18 protein-coding genes and 1 riboswitch are annotated in these 16,349 nt (G+C 73.4%); of the genes, 8 read left to right on the top strand and 10 right to left on the bottom strand.

What is annotated here, in order from left to right; genetic code table 11:
- Window positions 1-4: 4 nt before the first annotated feature.
- The gene (locus tag ACZ3OF_RS09455; RefSeq protein ID WP_467303736.1) at window positions 5-760 is read left to right on the top strand and encodes an SDR family NAD(P)-dependent oxidoreductase; all 756 of its coding nucleotides are present in this window, start codon (window positions 5-7) and stop codon (window positions 758-760) included.
- A gap of 179 nt (window positions 761-939) precedes the next feature.
- Here the strand turns inward: ACZ3OF_RS09455 and amaP are convergent, their stop codons facing one another.
- The 5 genes from amaP to ACZ3OF_RS09430 are packed head-to-tail and all read right to left on the bottom strand — an operon-like array spanning window position 940 to window position 3,216.
- Window positions 940-1,527, bottom strand: a complete 588-nt coding sequence (amaP, locus tag ACZ3OF_RS09450) for an alkaline shock response membrane anchor protein AmaP (RefSeq protein WP_361668934.1) — start codon at window positions 1,525-1,527, stop codon at window positions 940-942.
- Window positions 1,528-1,531: 4 nt separating this feature from the next.
- Window positions 1,532-2,164: a DUF6286 domain-containing protein gene (locus tag ACZ3OF_RS09445; protein WP_467303733.1), complete on the bottom strand. Its 633-nt coding sequence runs from the start codon at window positions 2,162-2,164 to the stop codon at window positions 1,532-1,534.
- A complete protein-coding gene (locus tag ACZ3OF_RS09440; protein WP_361669732.1) occupies window positions 2,161-2,496 on the bottom strand; it encodes an Asp23/Gls24 family envelope stress response protein in 336 nt (111 codons plus the stop codon). Before ACZ3OF_RS09440 ends, ACZ3OF_RS09445 begins: the two co-directional genes overlap by 4 nt.
- 21 nt (window positions 2,497-2,517) lie before the next feature.
- A complete protein-coding gene (locus ACZ3OF_RS09435) occupies window positions 2,518-2,733 on the bottom strand; it encodes a hypothetical protein (protein WP_361668940.1) in 216 nt (71 codons plus the stop codon).
- Window positions 2,734-2,763: 30 nt separating this feature from the next.
- A complete protein-coding gene (locus tag ACZ3OF_RS09430; protein WP_361668942.1) occupies window positions 2,764-3,216 on the bottom strand; it encodes an Asp23/Gls24 family envelope stress response protein in 453 nt (150 codons plus the stop codon).
- A 57-nt stretch (window positions 3,217-3,273) separates the two neighbouring features.
- On the opposite strand from ACZ3OF_RS09430, the gene ACZ3OF_RS09425 reads away from it, so the two are divergent.
- The gene (locus tag ACZ3OF_RS09425; RefSeq protein ID WP_467303730.1) at window positions 3,274-3,960 is read left to right on the top strand and encodes a hypothetical protein; all 687 of its coding nucleotides are present in this window, start codon (window positions 3,274-3,276) and stop codon (window positions 3,958-3,960) included.
- 170 nt (window positions 3,961-4,130) lie between these two features.
- Here the strand turns inward: ACZ3OF_RS09425 and ACZ3OF_RS09420 are convergent, their stop codons facing one another.
- The 3 genes from ACZ3OF_RS09420 to ACZ3OF_RS09410 form a co-directional block, all read right to left on the bottom strand.
- A complete protein-coding gene (locus ACZ3OF_RS09420; protein WP_467303728.1) occupies window positions 4,131-4,928 on the bottom strand; it encodes an enoyl-CoA hydratase/isomerase family protein in 798 nt (265 codons plus the stop codon).
- A 120-nt stretch (window positions 4,929-5,048) separates the two neighbouring features.
- Entirely contained in the window at window positions 5,049-5,270 is a 222-nt protein-coding gene (locus ACZ3OF_RS09415; protein ID WP_006123601.1) for a helix-turn-helix domain-containing protein, read from the bottom strand.
- A gap of 323 nt (window positions 5,271-5,593) precedes the next feature.
- Window positions 5,594-7,192: an ABC-F family ATP-binding cassette domain-containing protein gene (locus ACZ3OF_RS09410; RefSeq protein ID WP_361668946.1), complete on the bottom strand. Its 1,599-nt coding sequence runs from the start codon at window positions 7,190-7,192 to the stop codon at window positions 5,594-5,596.
- Window positions 7,193-7,458: 266 nt separating this feature from the next.
- Between ACZ3OF_RS09410 and ypfJ the strand changes: the two genes are divergently transcribed.
- Entirely contained in the window at window positions 7,459-8,349 is an 891-nt protein-coding gene (gene ypfJ, locus ACZ3OF_RS09405) for a KPN_02809 family neutral zinc metallopeptidase (protein ID WP_361668948.1), read from the top strand.
- 78 nt (window positions 8,350-8,427) lie between these two features.
- Window positions 8,428-8,829 (top strand): VOC family protein, encoded by a 402-nt coding sequence (locus tag ACZ3OF_RS09400; protein ID WP_361432477.1) that lies wholly within the window; start codon window positions 8,428-8,430, stop codon window positions 8,827-8,829.
- 15 nt (window positions 8,830-8,844) lie between these two features.
- Here the strand turns inward: ACZ3OF_RS09400 and ACZ3OF_RS09395 are convergent, their stop codons facing one another.
- Window positions 8,845-10,344 (bottom strand): hypothetical protein, encoded by a 1,500-nt coding sequence (locus ACZ3OF_RS09395; protein ID WP_467303724.1) that lies wholly within the window; start codon window positions 10,342-10,344, stop codon window positions 8,845-8,847.
- Between the two features lie 110 nt (window positions 10,345-10,454).
- Window positions 10,455-11,582: an alpha/beta hydrolase gene (locus ACZ3OF_RS09390; RefSeq protein WP_467303722.1), complete on the bottom strand. Its 1,128-nt coding sequence runs from the start codon at window positions 11,580-11,582 to the stop codon at window positions 10,455-10,457.
- A 397-nt stretch (window positions 11,583-11,979) separates the two neighbouring features.
- On the opposite strand from ACZ3OF_RS09390, the gene ACZ3OF_RS09385 reads away from it, so the two are divergent.
- The 4 genes from ACZ3OF_RS09385 (at window position 11,980) to ACZ3OF_RS09370 (ending at window position 16,258) form a co-directional block, all read left to right on the top strand.
- On the top strand, window positions 11,980-13,245 hold the full coding sequence (locus ACZ3OF_RS09385) for an inorganic phosphate transporter (RefSeq protein WP_467303720.1): 1,266 nt from the start codon (window positions 11,980-11,982) through the stop codon (window positions 13,243-13,245).
- Between the two features lie 12 nt (window positions 13,246-13,257).
- Window positions 13,258-13,479, top strand: a complete 222-nt coding sequence (locus ACZ3OF_RS09380) for a hypothetical protein (RefSeq protein WP_329122086.1) — start codon at window positions 13,258-13,260, stop codon at window positions 13,477-13,479.
- A gap of 184 nt (window positions 13,480-13,663) precedes the next feature.
- A riboswitch (cobalamin riboswitch) is annotated at window positions 13,664-13,736 on the top strand.
- 54 nt (window positions 13,737-13,790) lie between these two features.
- Entirely contained in the window at window positions 13,791-14,753 is a 963-nt protein-coding gene (locus ACZ3OF_RS09375) for a cobalamin biosynthesis protein (protein WP_361668953.1), read from the top strand.
- Window positions 14,750-16,258, top strand: coding sequence for a cobyric acid synthase (locus tag ACZ3OF_RS09370; RefSeq protein WP_361668956.1), 1,509 nt, complete (start codon window positions 14,750-14,752; stop codon window positions 16,256-16,258). Before ACZ3OF_RS09375 ends, ACZ3OF_RS09370 begins: the two co-directional genes overlap by 4 nt.
- Window positions 16,259-16,349 lie beyond the last annotated feature (91 nt).

Raw genomic sequence — 16,349 nt, 5'->3', positions numbered from 1 at the left:
GTCCATGGATCTTGGACTGAGGGACCGGGTGTACGTGGTGACCGGCGCGACGCGGGGGCTCGGCCGTGCCTCGGCCGAGGCGCTGCTCGCCGAGGGTGCGAAGGTGCTGGTCACCGGGCGCGAGGAGAAGTCGGTCGCCGAGGCGGTCGCGGAACTCGGCCCTGGCGCGGCCGGTCTCGCCGCCGACAACGCCGACCCCGGGACGCCCGCCCGGCTGATCGCGGAGGCGCGCTCCCGCTTCGGGCGCTTCGACGGCGTCCTCGTCAGCGTGGGCGGCCCCGCGCCGGGCTTCGGCGCGGACAACACCGACGAGCAGTGGGCGTCGGCGTTCGAGAGCGTCTTCCTCGGGGCGGTACGGATGGCCAGGGCGGCGGCGGAGGAGCTGACCGAGGGCGGAGTCATCGGCTTCGTGCTCTCCGGCTCGGTCCACGAGCCGATCCCGGGCCTGACGATCTCCAACGGGCTGCGCCCGGGGCTCGCCGGGTTCGCGAAGTCCCTGGCGTCGGACCTGGGCCCGCGGGGCATCCGGGTGGTGGGCGTGCTCCCGGGCCGGATCGACACGGACCGGGTGCGTCAGCTCGACGCGCTCTCGGGCGACGCGGAGGCGTCGCGCGCGGCGAACGAGTCCCGCATCCCGCTGCGGCGCTACGGCACCCCGGCGGAGTACGGCCGGACGGCGGCGTTCCTGCTCTCGCCGGCGGCGTCCTATGTGACGGGCGTGATGATGTCGGTGGACGGCGGAGCCCGGCACGGGTTCTGACCGGCACCCAGGGCGTCGGGTGCCGACGGGCTGCACCGCGCGCGGATTCCGCCTGGCTGCCCCGGGTGGGGCTCCGACGTCCGCACCGGGCGCGGCTCACGACCGGGCCGCACCGGGCGCGCGGGTTCCGGCCGGAGCCGCCTCGGTGGGCCGGGGCGCGCCCGGTGCGCGACGTCGCGTCAGGTCACCCGCCGCGCGCGGTGCTTGACCGCGCGGAGGCGGGCCTCCGTCGGGAGGCTGCTCAGGCCGGTCGAGGTACGGGCGTGGTGCAGGGCCTCGGTGGCGAGCGTGGTCAGGGCGGCGGCCGGGGAGGCGTACGGCTCCAGGCGCAGCGCCACGCGCGTGCGCGGGGCCGTGCGGCGCCCCGTCAGGGAGACGCGGGCCCTGGCCACCCCCTCCTGGGCCGTCGCGTCCGCCTCGACGACCGTCTCCAGGGACCGGCCCCGTACCGTCGCCACCTCGCCGTCACCCGTGTCGATGAGGATCTCCGCGAGCCGGGCGCGCCGGAGCTGGGCGAGCAGCCACCACAGGAGCAGAAGCACGACCACGCCGAGGACGGCGATCACCACCGGCCACCACCAGCCCTCGTCGCGCCATCGCAGCCGGTCCGCGCGGCTCAACAGGACGTCGGAGGGTCCCTCCCACGGCCACCACGAGGGCACTGCCAGATCGAACCCGGCCGCGAGCACCGCCCCGCCGCCGGCGACGAGCACCAGGCCCACGAGTCCGAGCACCACGCGGTTGACGCGCCGGAGAATGCCGGTCACCCCTTCACCCCTTCTTCGGTGGGCGGCCCACCCGCACGGTCAGCGCCGGTGGCCGGGCGAGGCCCAGTTCGTCGATGCCGGTCCCGAGGACGCTCTCCACGTCGGCGCGTACCTCGTCGAGTTCGCGGAAGTGCGAGACCGCCCGCACCGCCACCTTCCTGCGCTTCATCCGTACGCGTACCGACTGCACGCCCGAGACCTCCATGGCCCGGTCCCGCAGAGCCAGGGCCGCGGCGTCGCGGTCGAGCCCGGCCCGTACGTCGTCGTGGTCGCGCCGCATCGGGAGGATGGCGCGCAGCCCCGGGGTGGCCGCCAGGATCAGGAGCCAGACCCCGATCAGTACGGCGACGCCCGCGCCGATCAGCACCAGGACATCGTCGAGGGGCCGGGTCGCCAGGTCGTCGGCGAGTTCGCTGCGCCAGTCCATGGCCGTGCGGCCGGCCCGTACAGCTGCCACGTCGTAGAGCAGCAGGCCGGTGCCGCCGAGGAGGATCAGGGCGATCAGGACGGACGGGATCCGCCGTACCGCCCAGAATCGGCGGGCACGGGGCGCGGGTTCCCGCGCGGCTTCCTCCGGTGGGTCGTCCGGTGCGGGCGCGGGGTCGGGGTCGGGGCGGGTGCCCGTGTCCGTGGTCATCGCAGCTTCCGCCCGCCCGACTCCCGTGCTGTGCGCGGGGAGTGCAGGCGTTCGACGTGGACGGCCACCTCGGGGACCTCCAGCCCCGCCAGTTCCCGTACCCGGTGGATCACCCGGCTCCGGACCGCCAGGCACTGCCCGCGGAGGTCGGAGGGGTACCCCAGTTCCAGGTTGATCGAGACGCGCGCCACGTCACGCTGCACGACGACCGAGGCGAGGGGCGCGGAGCCGCCCTGCGGCAGCCCGCCGAGCGCCTCCCGCGCCGCCCGCGCGGCGATCTTCGCGACGACCCGGTCGGCGATCGTGGTCGCCCCGCGGCCGGCCGGGCCCATGCTGTCGGCTGTCACCTCCGGTCACCGCAGCCGGTCGCCGCGCTCGCGGCCTCGGAATTCGCCGCGCTCGCGGCTGCGGAAGAAGTCGCCGGGTTCGAGGTCCCCCTCCAGGAACCGCCCGACGACGAAGCCGATCGCGCCCAACGCCGCGACCAGCACGAACGCCCCGAAGCCGCCGAAGTATCCGGCGAACCCCAGGGCCATTCCGGCCACCAGGCCGACCATCGCCATGCTCATGCTGAGCCCTTTCAGTCCGACCGCCGACGACTACTGGAGCCGCGGCTCCGGCTCCTCTTCCTCTTCATCCGGCAGCTTCACGTCGCTGACCGCGATGTTGACCTCGACGACGTCCAGGCCGGTCATCCGCTCCACTTCCGCGATGACGTTCTCGCGCACGGCCCCGGCCACGTCACCGATGGAGGCGCCGTACACGACGACGATCTCCAGGTCGAGCGCGGTCTGCACCTCGCCGACCTCGGCCTTCACACCGCGGGTGGCGCCCGCCTTGGTCCCTCCTCCGCCTGGCACCCTGTCGCGCACCGCGCCGATGGTGCGGGAGAACCCGCTGCCCATGGCGTGGACGCCGTCGACCTCACGTGCGGCCAGACCGGCGATCTTCTCGACGACGCCGTCGGCGATGGTGGTCCGGCCACGGCTGGCGGGGTCACCACCGCCGCGCTTGGTCACGGACGGTTCCCTGGGGTGTGCGGGGTCATTCATCACCGTTCATCCCTTCTATGCTCATATCAACGCCTTTGCCCACATTAGGCTGGGCCAATGACGACGACATCTGGAGCGGGACGATCGGGGTCGGTACGCGAGCGGCTCAAGCCGGGCCGGTTGCTGCCGCTGGGGGAGGCGAAGGACGGCGCGTGGCTGACGGAGCGGGCGGCCCGGGAGGTGCTGCTCCGTGGACTGACGGCCGTACGGGGGGTGGTGCCGGGGAAGCTACGGGTGGGGCTCGCGGAGGTGGGTCCGGAGGCGCCGTTCGCCGTACCGCCGGGCGGGCTGCCGCCGGGACCGCTGCGGATCACCGGGGAGTTCGCGATGGAGGCCGGCCCGGCGGCGGACAGGCCGCTGCCGGTCGTGGCGGAGGAGGTGCGCACGGCGCTGTTCGCCACGGCGGAGCGCGATCTGGGCCTGGCGATCGCAGCGGTGGACCTGCGGGTGACCGGGTTCGTGGAGGGCTCCCCGGATTCGGGGGTCGCCACTCCCCCACCCGGGCGAACCACGCAGGTGGTGGACGACCCGGTCGCTCGCGCCGTGCTGAAGGTGGAGGGCGTGGCAGGGCTGACGTCCGTGCTCGGCTTCCCCGTCCGCCGCACGACGAGCACGCTGCGGCTGGAACTGGCGGTGGCCCGCGGCCACCGCGCCCTGAACGTCGCCCGCGCGGCCCGCACCCTGGCTGCCGCGACGGACCCCGAGGCGGCGGAGATCACGATCCTCGTGTCGGAGATCCGCTGAGACACGCGCCGGGGCCCGCGGGACCGCGCGCCGCACGGCCGCCCCGAGCCGCAGAGGCATGCCGACCCGCGGAGCCGGACCGTACCGCGGAGACCAGCCGGCCCGTGGAGACGCGCGGGCGGGCAGAGGCGTGCCGGTGGGCCCGGCGGCTCGCCGGGCCCGACAGGGCATCAGTCGCCGAGGCCCGCCAGGTCGCGCAGGCGGCGGGCCTGGGCGGCGCGTTCGGCGGTGCGCTGGGCCTCGTAGGTGCGGTCGCCGGCGCCCTGGAGCAGCGCCTTGGTCTCGATGACGGCGTCGCGCGGCCCGGCGAGCAGCGCGGCGCTCAAGTCCCGTACCGCGGCGTCGAGTTCGTCGACGGGCACGGCGATGTTGGCGAGGCCGATGCGCTCGGCCTCCTGCGCGTGGACGAAGCGGCCCGTCGCGCAGATCTCCAGCGCACGGGCATAGCCGACCAGGCCCACGAGCGGGTGCGTGCCGGTGAGGTCCGGTACGAGTCCCAGGCCGGTCTCGCGCATGGCGAACTGCACGTCGTCGGCGACGACCCGCAGGTCGCAGGCGAGGGCGAGCTGGAACCCGGCCCCGATGGCATGCCCCTGGACAGCCGCGATCGACACGATGTCGCTGCGGCGCCACCAGGTGAACGCCTCCTGGTACTCGGCGATGACCGCGTCCAGGTCCTCGTCCGAACCGCGTGCCAGGTCCAGGAAGGACGGCTCTCCGTCGAAGCCCTCGGGCGTGAACGCCTGCCGGTCGAGCCCGGCGGAGAAGGACTTGCCCTCACCGCGCAGGACGACGACCCGCACGCTGCCCGGCAGTGACCGTCCGGCCTCCGTCAACGCCCGCCACAGAGCGGGAGACTGGGCGTTGCGCTTCGCCGGGTTGGTCAGGGCCACCGTGGCAACGGCGTCCTCGACGGTGAGCCGTACACCGTCCTTGTCGAACACGAGCACAGAGTCGAGCGAAGTCATGGGGCGCCTCCGGTTCCGGTGCAGCACTGCTAAGTGACTGCACAGTAACCACCCGGTCGACCGCACGGGCGACCGGGTGGCCACCGCGAGAACCGATGGGACCCGACGAACCGCGCCCGGTCAGGCCGAGGCTGCCTTCTTGCCCCGTGTCGCCCCGCCGCGTCCACGCAGCGTGACTCCGGACTCACTGAGCATCCGGTGGACGAATCCGTAGGAGCGGCCGGTTTCCTCGGCCAGCGCCCGGATGCTCGCACCGGAGTCGTACTTCTTCTTCAGGTCTGCCGCGAGCTTGTCGCGCGCGGCGCCGGTCACCCGGCTGCCCTTCTTCAGAGTCTCGGCCACCCGTGCCTCCTCATGGGAAGTGCGCTCTGGACTTCTCATGATCACCCCTCCCGGACGTCCTGGCCACCCATTCGACAAGGTCTGTGCCGCCAGGTTTGCGGACGGCGAAGCTCTCCTCACGACCGGAATCACATATTCCGGGGTACGCGATCCACCCTCCGGGATACGCCCGGCCAGGAATTGCCAGGTCAGCGCGGCAACGGGGGAACAAAGACGGCGCGGCCCCGGCGGAAGGATTCCGCACGGAGCCGCGCCGGGGAGTACGAGACGCCCTCACTCAGATGAAGGATCACCCATGAGCCGAATGATCCATACCGAGATGATCAGGCGAGGGCCACGAGGTCCTTGTAGTCCGGACCCCACAGATCCTCGACGCCGTCCGGGAGCAGGATGATCCGCTCCGGCTCCAGCGCGTCGACCGCGCCCTCGTCATGCGTGACGAGGACCACCGCGCCCTTGTAGGTGCGCAGCGCGCCGAGGATCTCCTCGCGGCTGGCTGGGTCGAGGTTGTTGGTCGGCTCGTCGAGGAGCAGCACGTTCGCCGAGGAGACCACCAGGGTCGCGAGGGCCAGCCGGGTCTTCTCACCGCCGGAGAGGACTCCGGCCGGCTTGTCGACGTCGTCGCCGGAGAAGAGGAAGGAGCCGAGCGTCTTGCGCACCTCGACGAGGTCGAGGTCGGGCGCGGACGACCGCATGTTCTCCAGGACGGTGCGGTCCGGGTCGAGCGTCTCGTGCTCCTGGGCGTAGTAGCCGAGCTTGAGGCCGTGGCCGGGGGTCACCTCGCCGGTGTCGGGCTTCTCGGCCCCGGCGAGCAGACGCAGCAGCGTGGTCTTGCCCGCGCCGTTGAGGCCGAGGATGACGACGCGCGATCCCTTGTCGATCGCGAGGTCCACATCGGTGAAGATTTCCAGCGATCCGTAGGACTTCGACAGACCCTCGGCGGTCAGCGGGGTCTTGCCGCAGGGCGCGGGCTCCGGGAAGCGGAGCTTGGCGACCTTGTCGTTGACCCGGACCGCCTCCAGGCCGGACAGCAGGCGCTCGGCGCGCTTGGCCATGTTCTGCGCGGCGACGGTCTTGGTGGCCTTGGCGCGCATCTTGTCGGCCTGCGAGTTGAGGGCGGCGGCCTTCTTCTCGGCGTTCTGGCGCTCGCGCTTGCGGCGCTTCTCGTCGGCCTCGCGCTGCTGCTGGTAGAGCTTCCAGCCCATGTTGTAGACGTCGATCGCCGAGCGGTTGGCGTCCAGGTAGAAGACCTTGTTCACGACCGTCTCGACGAGGTCGACGTCGTGGGAGATGACGATGAAGCCACCGCGGTAGGTCTTCAGGTAGTCGCGCAGCCAGACGATGGAGTCGGCGTCGAGGTGGTTGGTGGGCTCGTCGAGGAGCAGCGTGTCGGCGTCGGAGAACAGGATCCGGGCCAGCTCGACGCGGCGGCGCTGACCGCCGGAGAGGGTGTGCAACGGCTGCCCCAGGACCCGGTCGGGGAGCCCGAGGGCGGCGGCGATGGTCGACGCCTCGGCCTCGGCGGCGTACCCGCCCTTGGTGAGGAACTCGGTCTCCTGGCGCTCGTACTGCTTCATCGCCTTGTCGCGCGTGCCGCCGGTACCGGTCGCGATGCGCTCCTCGTTCATCCGCATCTTCTTGATGAGGACGTCCAGGCCACGCGCGGAGAGGATGCGGTCGCGGGCCAGGACATCGAGGTCGCCGGTGCGCGGGTCCTGCGGGAGGTAGCCGACCTCGCCGGAGCGGGCGATCTGCCCGGCGGCGGGCATGCCCTCGCCCGCGAGGCACTTGGTGAGGGTGGTCTTGCCCGCTCCGTTGCGGCCGACGAGGCCGATGCGGTCGCCCTTGGCGATGCGGAAGGAAGCGGACTCGATGAGGATGCGGGCGCCGGCGCGCAGCTCGATGCCGGAAGCGGTGATCACGGACAGACTCCAGGGCGGACGGTTCGGCGGAAAGGGCTGTATGCGGATTCGACGCCGCTAGTCATGCGCGGGGAGAATGGCCATACGGCCAGTCTAACGGGCGCATGCAACTGCTTTTCGGCCACAGTCCGGCGCCGGCTCCTCACCGCCCGCACCCGCCCCTACCGCCCATGCCCGACAAAAGGGGCGATCCCCATCGGATTCTCCGATACTCGGGCGCAGGGCGGCGGCCACTGCCGCGGCAGAGACGCAGAGGGTGGTGGCGCATGCAGTTCGACGACGACGCCGACCTGGACACCTCGGAGGTGCGGGACGTGCGCGGCAGCCGCATCCCCGGCGGGAAGGCCACCGTCGGCGGCGGCGTCGTCGGCTTCATCGCCCTGATCCTGGGACTGCTCTTCGGGGTGGGCCCCGAGCAGCTCGGCCTCACCTCCGGCGACCCCGCGCCGGTCGCGACCTCGTCCTCGGCGGCCCAGATCGAGCAGACCTGCCGGACCGGCGCCGATGCGAACACCCGTGCGGACTGCCGCATCGTCGCGGTCGTCAACAGCGTCCAGGACTTCTGGCGGGCGGAGTACGAACGGCGCGGCGGCCGGTACGGGGACGCGCGCACGGTCGTGTTCAGCGACCGGGTCGGCACCGCCTGCGGCTCGGCCACCTCGGCGGTCGGGCCGTTCTACTGCCCGGGCGACCGTCAGGTCTACCTGGACCTGGGCTTCTTCGACGAGCTGCGGACCAAGTTCGGGTCGAGCGGCGGACCCTTCGCGCAGGCGTACGTGGTGGCGCACGAGTACGGCCACCATGTGCAGAACATGATGGGTACCCTGGCCCGCGCCCAGGACGGGCGGGTGGGCGCGAACTCCAACGCCGTACGGGTCGAGCTGCAGGCCGACTGCTACGCGGGCGTCTGGGCGCACCACGCGACGACCACGCCGGACGAGAAGACGGGCCGCCCCCTGCTCACCAGCCTGACCGAGGCCGACATCCGGGACGGTCTGGACGCGGCGGCCGCGGTGGGCGACGACCGGATCCAGGAGCGGTTCCAGGGCCGGGTGACGCCGGAGAACTGGACGCACGGCTCGGCCGCGCAGCGCCGGCAGTGGTTCGCCACCGGCTTCCGCACCGGGGACATGGCGCGGTGCAACACCTTCGGATGACGCGCCCCGATGTCGGTGCCGGGTGCCAGACTGAGATCCAGGTCACATTCCCCCCGCCCGCGAGAAGGAGTGATCGGGATGGCTGAGGCACCCCATATCTGTCCGACCCTGACCTACCACGACGCGCACGCCGCGATCCGGCAGCTCACCGAGGCGTTCGGCTTCACCCGCACCGCGGTGTACGAGGGCGAGGACGGCAAGGTCGTGCACGCCGAGCTGTCGTACGGAAACGGCATGGTGATGCTCGGCAGCAAGGGCACCGGCAGCGAGTTCGACAAGCTGGTCGAGGGCTCCGGACCCAGCGGGGTGTACGTCCACGTGGACGACGTGGACGAACACCACGCCCGGTCGGTGGCCCACGGCGTCGACATCGTGATGCCGCCCACGGACCAGGAGTACGGCTCGCGGGACTACATCGCGCGGGACGGCGAGGGCAATGTCTGGAGCTTCGGCACCTATCTGCCGGGGGCCACCGACTGAGAGCGGCGGGGGTGGTCAGCTTCCCCCGGTGTGGACCTGGAAGGCCGCCCGGCGGACCGCCTTGGCGAGGGCGGGGTCGGGGTGGGCCGCGGCGAGGGCGACGAGGACCTGGACCGTACGGGGGTGGCCGACGGCGCGCACCGCGTCGAGGAGCGCCGGGACCGTGCCCTGGACGGCGGAGTCGAGGTGGCGCACCAACAGCGTGCTCTCCCCGTGGTCGGCGACGGCCGCGGCGGTGTCCACCCAGAGCCAGGTGGCTTCCTCCCGGGTGAGCACCTCCGGGGCGTCGTCGGGGTCGGCGCCTTCGTACTCGGCGATCCAGAGCAGGGCGTACGGACGGAGCGAGGCCTCCTCGGCCGCCGCCCGGACCTCGGCCTCGGCGGGGGCACCGACGACGCGGAGCGCCTCGAAGGCGAGTCCGCGCAGCAGGGCGTCCTCACCACGGGCGACGGCGAGCAGCTCGGCGACCGCGCTGGTGAGCGTGCGGGCGGCGAGCCAGGCGCGGTACTCGTCGCGGGCCGGACCGGGGGTGAGACTCGCGCAGCCGCGGAGCATGTCCTCGGCGGACTGCTCGATGTTGCCGGCGGGGCTCTGGGCGGCGACGCAGATCTGCTCCAGCTTGACCCAGACCGCCCAGCTGCCGAGCGGGGTCAGGGTGGCCTGGCGGCCGTCGGATCCCTCGCCGAGGGTCAGGGCGCCGACGGCGGCGAGACCCTCCAAGGCCCAGTCGAGCAGGGCGGCGAGGCCCTCGGGGCCGGGGACCGAGGCGGCGGCGGTGCCTGACACGGTGTCGGGAGCGGTGTCGGCGCCCTCTACGGGCACCTCGCAGCGCTCCTCGCGCAGCTCCTCGACCCGCTGCCGGAGCAGGTCGAGAAGGGCGGGGACCACCTCCGGGCCCGCGGAGAGCTGAAGGAGCGAGAGCACCTGGGGGACGGCCTCGACGACCTCGGCGACGGCGCCGGGCGCGACGTCCGCCGGGGCGGGGTGGACCAGGGACCAGGCGTCGAACAGGGCGACCCAGCCGCGGAGGACCGCGGAGTCGTCGCGGTCCCAGGCGTGCAGCCGCCAGCCGGGGCGGGCGGTGTCGCCGTGGAGCTCGACGAGGCCGGCGAGCCGGGCCCGGTCCCAGCCGGCCCGGATCTGGCCGGGAGTCAGGTCCAGTGCGGCGGCGGCCCGTTCCTGGGCGGGGACGCCGTCGGGGGCGGCCACGGGGGCCTGGGGGTTCGTGGCTCCCGCCGTGGGAGCGGTCGCGCGGACGGACCGGGGGCCGGACGCCGCCGCGGTCTCCGCGCCACCGTCGAGGGTGACCCAGCGGGCGATCCGTACGGCGTCGGCGAGGACGGTCCGCGCCTGGCGGGCCAGTTCCGCGCGGGGCGGAGTGCCCTCCGGCGGCCGCGGGGCCGGGCGGGTCCGCCGGGTCGTCACGGCACGCCGGGCGGTGGCGAGTGCCCGCGGACGGACAAGTCGGAGTCTGGAGTTGCGCGCCAATTGCTCATCGGGCTTTCGAGACGTCACGGGGGCAGTCTTCCCGTTGGCGGCCCGAAAGCCCAATCGGAATCGGGGAGGCCGCCGGAACACCGGCCGTACGTCCCAGGCCGAGCGGCGAGCGAGGGCCCTCGGAGGGCCTAAAGGAGAGGAGTGACGAACCGTCGCAGGGCCTCTTCGTAGCGGACCGGGTCGGCGTTCCACATCGCCGCGTGCGGGGCTCCGCGGACGGTGTTCAGGGTGACCAGTTCCGGGCGCCGGGCGGCCAGTTCGAGGGAGGGCTCCCAGGGGGCGATCGTGTCGTCGGGGCCGTGGAAGACGAGCGTCGGCACGCGCAGGGCGGCCGGGTCGGCGGCCTCCCGGACGCGGTCGCCGTGCAGCCCCGCCCTGCCCTGCGCGGCGCGGACGGCCAGCGGCAGCAGCGGTCCCGGCACGCGGTGGGCCGCGGCGAGGTTGCGCAGGGTGGCCTCCCGGTCGAGGACCGGGGAGTCCAGGACGAGGCCGCGGATCACGTCCCGTACGCCCGACTCGGCGGCGGCGTGCAGGGCCATCGTGGCGCCGGGCCCCCAGCCGTACAGGACGACGTGCTCGGCGCCCCTGCGGACGGCGTAGCGGATGGCGGCGTCGACGTCGCGCCACTCGGAGTCGCCGAGGTGGCCGAGGCCGTCGGGGGACGGAGGCGCGCCCTCGTCGCCGCGGTAGGAGAGGCAGAGGACGGGGATCTGCCGGCGGGAGAGGAAGGGGACGAGGTTGAGGGGGTGCCGTCGGCTGGTGCCGATGCCGTGCAGGGCGATGACCCACGTGGGGCGCGGGCCGGGGACGAGCCAGGCGGGCAGGGCGCCGAGCTCTCCGGGGATCTCGACGTCCTCGTGGTCGACGCCGAGGGAGCTGTGCGGGGTGCCGCTGTGCAGCTCGGGGGTGAGGCGGACCCGCGCGCCGGGCTCCAGGTCGCCGAGCTCGACGCGTTCCAGACGGCGTACGACGGTGTCGGCGGTGTGCGGCACCCGGTCGAGGGCGGGGCCCACCACCGCGTGGACGCCGTTGCCCTCGATCCCGTACGTACCGGGGCGCAGGGAGGCGAGGCTGCGGGTGAGGGTGACCCGGTCGGGACCCGTGGCGTGCACGGTGAGCCGGGGGTCGCCGGGCAGGGGCCGGCCGGACGAGGCCTTGAGGGCGACGTCTCCCGCGTACCGGCCGGCCGCGATCACGGCCGCGCCGACACCGATCAGAGTGGTGACGGCCGCTGCCGTCGCTGTAGCCGGGCGCACGGTCCCAGTGTCGACAGGTCCGGCCGTGGCTGCCACCGGACGGAGCCGCCCGTGGTCCGTCGTCCGTCGGCCCCCGGTCCGTCCCCTTCAGGCCCCCTGGGGAGTGACATGGATCTCCTCCGCGGGTCGCTCGGTCGGCTGACGCGGTCTCCGGGTCGTCCACGGGCTGACACGGGCGGCCGGGGAGGAAGCGGCGGGAGTCCTCCATGTCCGGTGATGGCATGGATTACCCGGGGTCGCACCCTGCCCACATCGTGGACAGACCATCCGCCCGAGCCGTAAGCGGAATCTCCGGTCCCCGATTGGAGACACCGCACCGCCGGGCTCAGTTCACCTTCCGTTCACTCAGGTTGCTTACGTTCGTCCAGCCACTGACGTCAAACGATTGCCTGGGTAAATGGAACACATCACGCTGCTGCTCGCGATTGTGGTCGTGACAGCTCTCGTGTTCGATTTCACGAACGGTTTCCACGACACCGCCAACGCGATGGCGACGACCATCTCGACCGGTGCCCTCAAGCCCAAGACGGCGGTGGCCATGTCCGCCGTGCTCAACCTGGTCGGCGCGTTCCTGTCCGTCGAGGTCGCCAAGACGATCTCCGGCGGGATCATCAACGAACAGGGCATTCGTACCGAAGTGATCTTCGCGGCGCTCGTCGGCGCCATCCTCTGGAATCTGCTGACCTGGCTCCTGGGTCTGCCGTCCAGCTCCTCCCACGCCCTCTTCGGCGGACTCATCGGCGCGGCCGTGATGTCGGCCGGCTGGTCGGCCGTCAACGGCTCGACCGTGGTCAGCAAGGTCCTCATCCCCGCGATCGCCGCGCCGCTCGTCGCCGGTCTCGCCGCGATGGCGGCCACGAAGCTGACGTACAAGATCGGCTCCAGGACGGACACGAAGGCCACGGCCAAGGGCTACCGGGCCGGCCAGATCGCCTCCGCCGGTCTCGTCTCCCTCGCGCACGGCACCAACGACGCCCAGAAGACGATGGGTGTCATCACCCTCGCCCTGGTGACCGGCGGCGTCCTCGCCCCCGGCGCCAACCCCCCGATGTGGGTCGTCGTCTCCGCCGGTGTCGCGATCGCGCTCGGCACCTACCTCGGCGGCTGGCGCATCATCCGCACCATGGGCAAGGGCCTCACCGACCTCCAGCCGCAGCAGGGCTTCGCCGCCCAGACCAGCGCCGCGACGGTCATCCTGGCCTCGTCCAACCTGGGCTTCTCCCTCTCCACCACGCAGTCCTGCTCCGGCGCCGTCATGGGCGCGGGTCTCGGGCGCAAGGGCGGAGTCGTCCGCTGGTCGACCGCGACCCGGATGTTCGTCGCCTGGGGTCTGACCCTGCCGGCCGCGGGCCTGGTCGGCGCGGGCGCCGAGTTCCTCACCAAGCAGGGTCCCTGGGGCGTCGCCGCCGTCGCGGTCCTCCTCGTCGCCGGCTCGGCGGTCATCTGGGCGCTCTCGCGCCGCAAGCCCGTCGACCACCACAACGTGACCGCCGACGAGATCGACGGCGAGCCCGCCGGCGTCGTGACCACCGCGATCGCGGCCGTCACCCCGCCCGCGCCCGCCGGTGCCTTCGCCGCCGTCGCGGACGAGGACCTCAAGACCACCATCCCCTCGCCGGCCCCCACGGACCCGGCAGCCCCCGCCGCCCCGGCCGCGGTGTAAGGAACCAACGACATGAAGATCGACTGGGCAGCTCTCGGCTCCGTCTTCGGAGTCAGCCTCGTGGCGACCGTGGCCCTGGTGGGCCTGTTCACCCTCGGCATCGTCGGCCTCTCCAAGCAGGAGCAGGCCGCCTCCCAGGGTGGCTCCGCCGCCCTGGCGCGCACCGGCGCGTACGCCTGCTTCGCGCTGTGCGCGGCGGCCGTCGCGTACGGCATCTATCTGATCGTCGTCTGACGACGGTCCCGCTTCGACGGCCGGGCGGGCCGCACCCTCGGGTGCGGCCCGCCCGGCCGTCGTTTCACGGGGGCCGACCGCGGGCCGTGTGGTGCTTCGCACACTGTCCCGCCGCAGGTCAAACGTGAGTTGACGGGTGTTCGCACAGCGTGGTGGACTTCCGGGGCCATTACGGCGGCAAGCAGAGGAAGCCCGGTGCGAATCCGGCGCGGTCCCGCCACTGTGACCGGGGGTCGATCCCCGGGAGCCAGGAACTCTCGCCGCCGGTCACGTCGAGCCAGGGCGCGGACCCTGAGTGAGGACACAGCGCCATGCCCGGCCGCAGTGCAGCCACAGGTGTATTCGCGTACGGCGCCGCCGCCGGTCTGGCCGCGGACCTGATCATCGGCGACCCCCGCCGCGGCCATCCGGTCGCCGCCTTCGGACGCGCCGCGGGCACGGTCGAGAAGCTGCTGTGGCGCGATCACCGCGGGTGGGGCGCGCTGCACACCGCCGTCTGCGTGGCCGGTGCCGCGGGCACCGCCGCGCTGGCCGCCCGTACCGTACGCCACCATCCCCGCGCCTCCGTCGCGCTGACCGCCGCCTCCGTGTGGGCCGTCGTCGGCGGGACGACCCTGGGCCGGGAGGCCCGCGCGATCGGCGGGGCCCTCGCGGCCGGGGACCTGGACGTGGCCCGTGAGCGGCTGCCCCATCTGTGCGGGCGCGATCCGCAGGCCCTGGACGGTCCGGCGATGGCCCGCGCGGTCGTGGAGTCCGTCGCCGAGAACACCTCCGACGCCGTGGTCGGGGCCCTGGTCTGGGGCGCGGTCGCGGGCGTTCCGGGGCTGGTCGGCTTCCGGGCGGTGAACACCCTGGACGCGATGGTCGGCCACAGGTCGGCGCGGTACCGGCGCTTCGGCTGGGCCTCGGCCCGGCTCGACGACGTGGCGGGCTGGCCGGGGGCCCGGCTGACCGCCGCGCTCGCGGCGGTGGCCGGCGGGAACCCGCGCGGTGCGGTGCGCGCCTGGCGGGCGGACGCGGCGAAGCATCCGAGCCCCAACGCCGGCCCGGTCGAGGCCTCGTTCGCGGGGGCGCTCGGCGTACGGCTCGGCGGGACGCTGTCGTACAACGGCCGGGTCGAGCACCGGCCCGTGCTGAACGGGGAGGGACGGGCCGTGGAGGTCGGAGACATCGAACGGGCGGTACGGCTGTCGCGCCGGGTGACGGGGCTGACGCTCGCGGCCTGTGTGGGCGGACGGATCCTGGCGGGCGCGATGAAGCGGAGGAAGGCATGAGAGGCGGGGGGCTGCTGGTCGCCGGGACCACGTCCGACGCGGGCAAGAGCGTCGTCACGGCGGGCATCTGCCGCTGGCTGGTCCGGCAGGGCGTGAAGGTCGCCCCGTTCAAGGGCCAGAACATGTCCCTGAACTCCTTCGTGACGCGCGAGGGGGCGGAGATCGGGCGGGCGCAGGCCATGCAGGCGCAGGCGGCCCGGGTCGAGCCGACCGCGCTGATGAACCCCGTCCTGCTGAAGCCGGGCAGCGACCGCTCCAGTCAGGTCGTCCTGATGGGCAAGCCGGTGGGCGAGCTGAGCGCGAGGGGCTACCACGGGGGGCGGCAGAAAGAGCTCTTCGAGCCCGTCATGGCGTGCCTGGAGGAGCTGCGGGGCACGTATGACGCCGTGATCTGCGAGGGGGCGGGCAGTCCGGCCGAGATCAACCTGCGGCGTACGGACATCGTGAACATGGGCATCGCGCGGGCCGCTCGGCTGCCGGTCCTCGTGGTCGGGGACATCGACAGGGGCGGGGTGTTCGCCCAGTTCTTCGGCACGACGGCGCTGCTCGCGCCCGAGGACCAGGAGCTGGTCGCGGGCTATCTCGTGAACAAGTTCCGCGGTGACGTGACCCTGTTGGAGCCGGGCCTCGACATGCTTCTCGGGCTGACCGGGCGCCGGACGTTCGGCGTGCTGCCGTACGCGCACGGGCTGGGCATCGACGAGGAGGACGGGCTGCGCGTCTCGCTGCGGGGCGCGGTCCGCGAGTCGGTCGTCGCGCCGCCGGCCGGCGAGGACGTGCTGCGGGTCGCGGTGTGCGCGGTGCCGCTGATGTCGAACTTCACGGACGTGGACGCGCTGGCGGCCGAACCGGGCGTCGTCGTGCGGTTCGTGGACCGGGCCGAGGAGCTCGTCGACGCGGACCTGGTGGTCGTGCCGGGGACCCGCGGGACGGTGAAGGCGCTGGCCTGGCTGCGCGAGCGCGGTCTCGCGGACGCGCTCGCCCGGCGGGCCGCGGAGGGCCGGCCGGTGCTCGGCATCTGCGGCGGCTTCCAGGCGCTCGGCGAGCGGATCGAGGACGAGGTCGAGTCGAAGGCGGGCACGGTCGACGGGCTCGGACTGCTGCCCGTACGGGTCCGGTTCGCGGCCGAGAAGACGCTGGCCCGGCCCGTCGGCGAGGCGCTCGGCGAGCGGGTCGAGGGGTACGAGATCCACCACGGCGTCGCGGACGTCCTGGGCGGCGATCCGTTCCTGGACGGCTGCCGGGTCGGGGCGGTCTGGGGCACGCACTGGCACGGCTCCCTGGAGAGCGACGGATTCCGCCGCGCGTTCCTGCGCCAGGTCGCGGCGGCGGCCGGCCGGCGCTTCGTGCCGGCTCCCGACACGTCCTTCGGGGCGCTGCGCGAGGAGCAGTTGGACCGCCTCGGTGACCTGATCGAGGAGCACGCGGACACGGACGCGCTGCTGCGCCTGATCGAGAACGGGGCTCCGGCGGGGCTGCCGTTCGTCCCACCGGGAGCGCCGTGACGCCCCTCCCCGCGAGCCAGCGCTCCCGCCCGGGCCCGCGCCTGTCCGTACGCCTCCGCCCGCGTCGGCGAACCGAACTCGAAGAGAGGAC

This window comes from Streptomyces sp. NPDC022552 (assembly GCF_055561875.1).
Note: the sequence above shows the minus strand (reverse complement) of the source record. Positions and strands in the feature narration are given on the sequence as shown.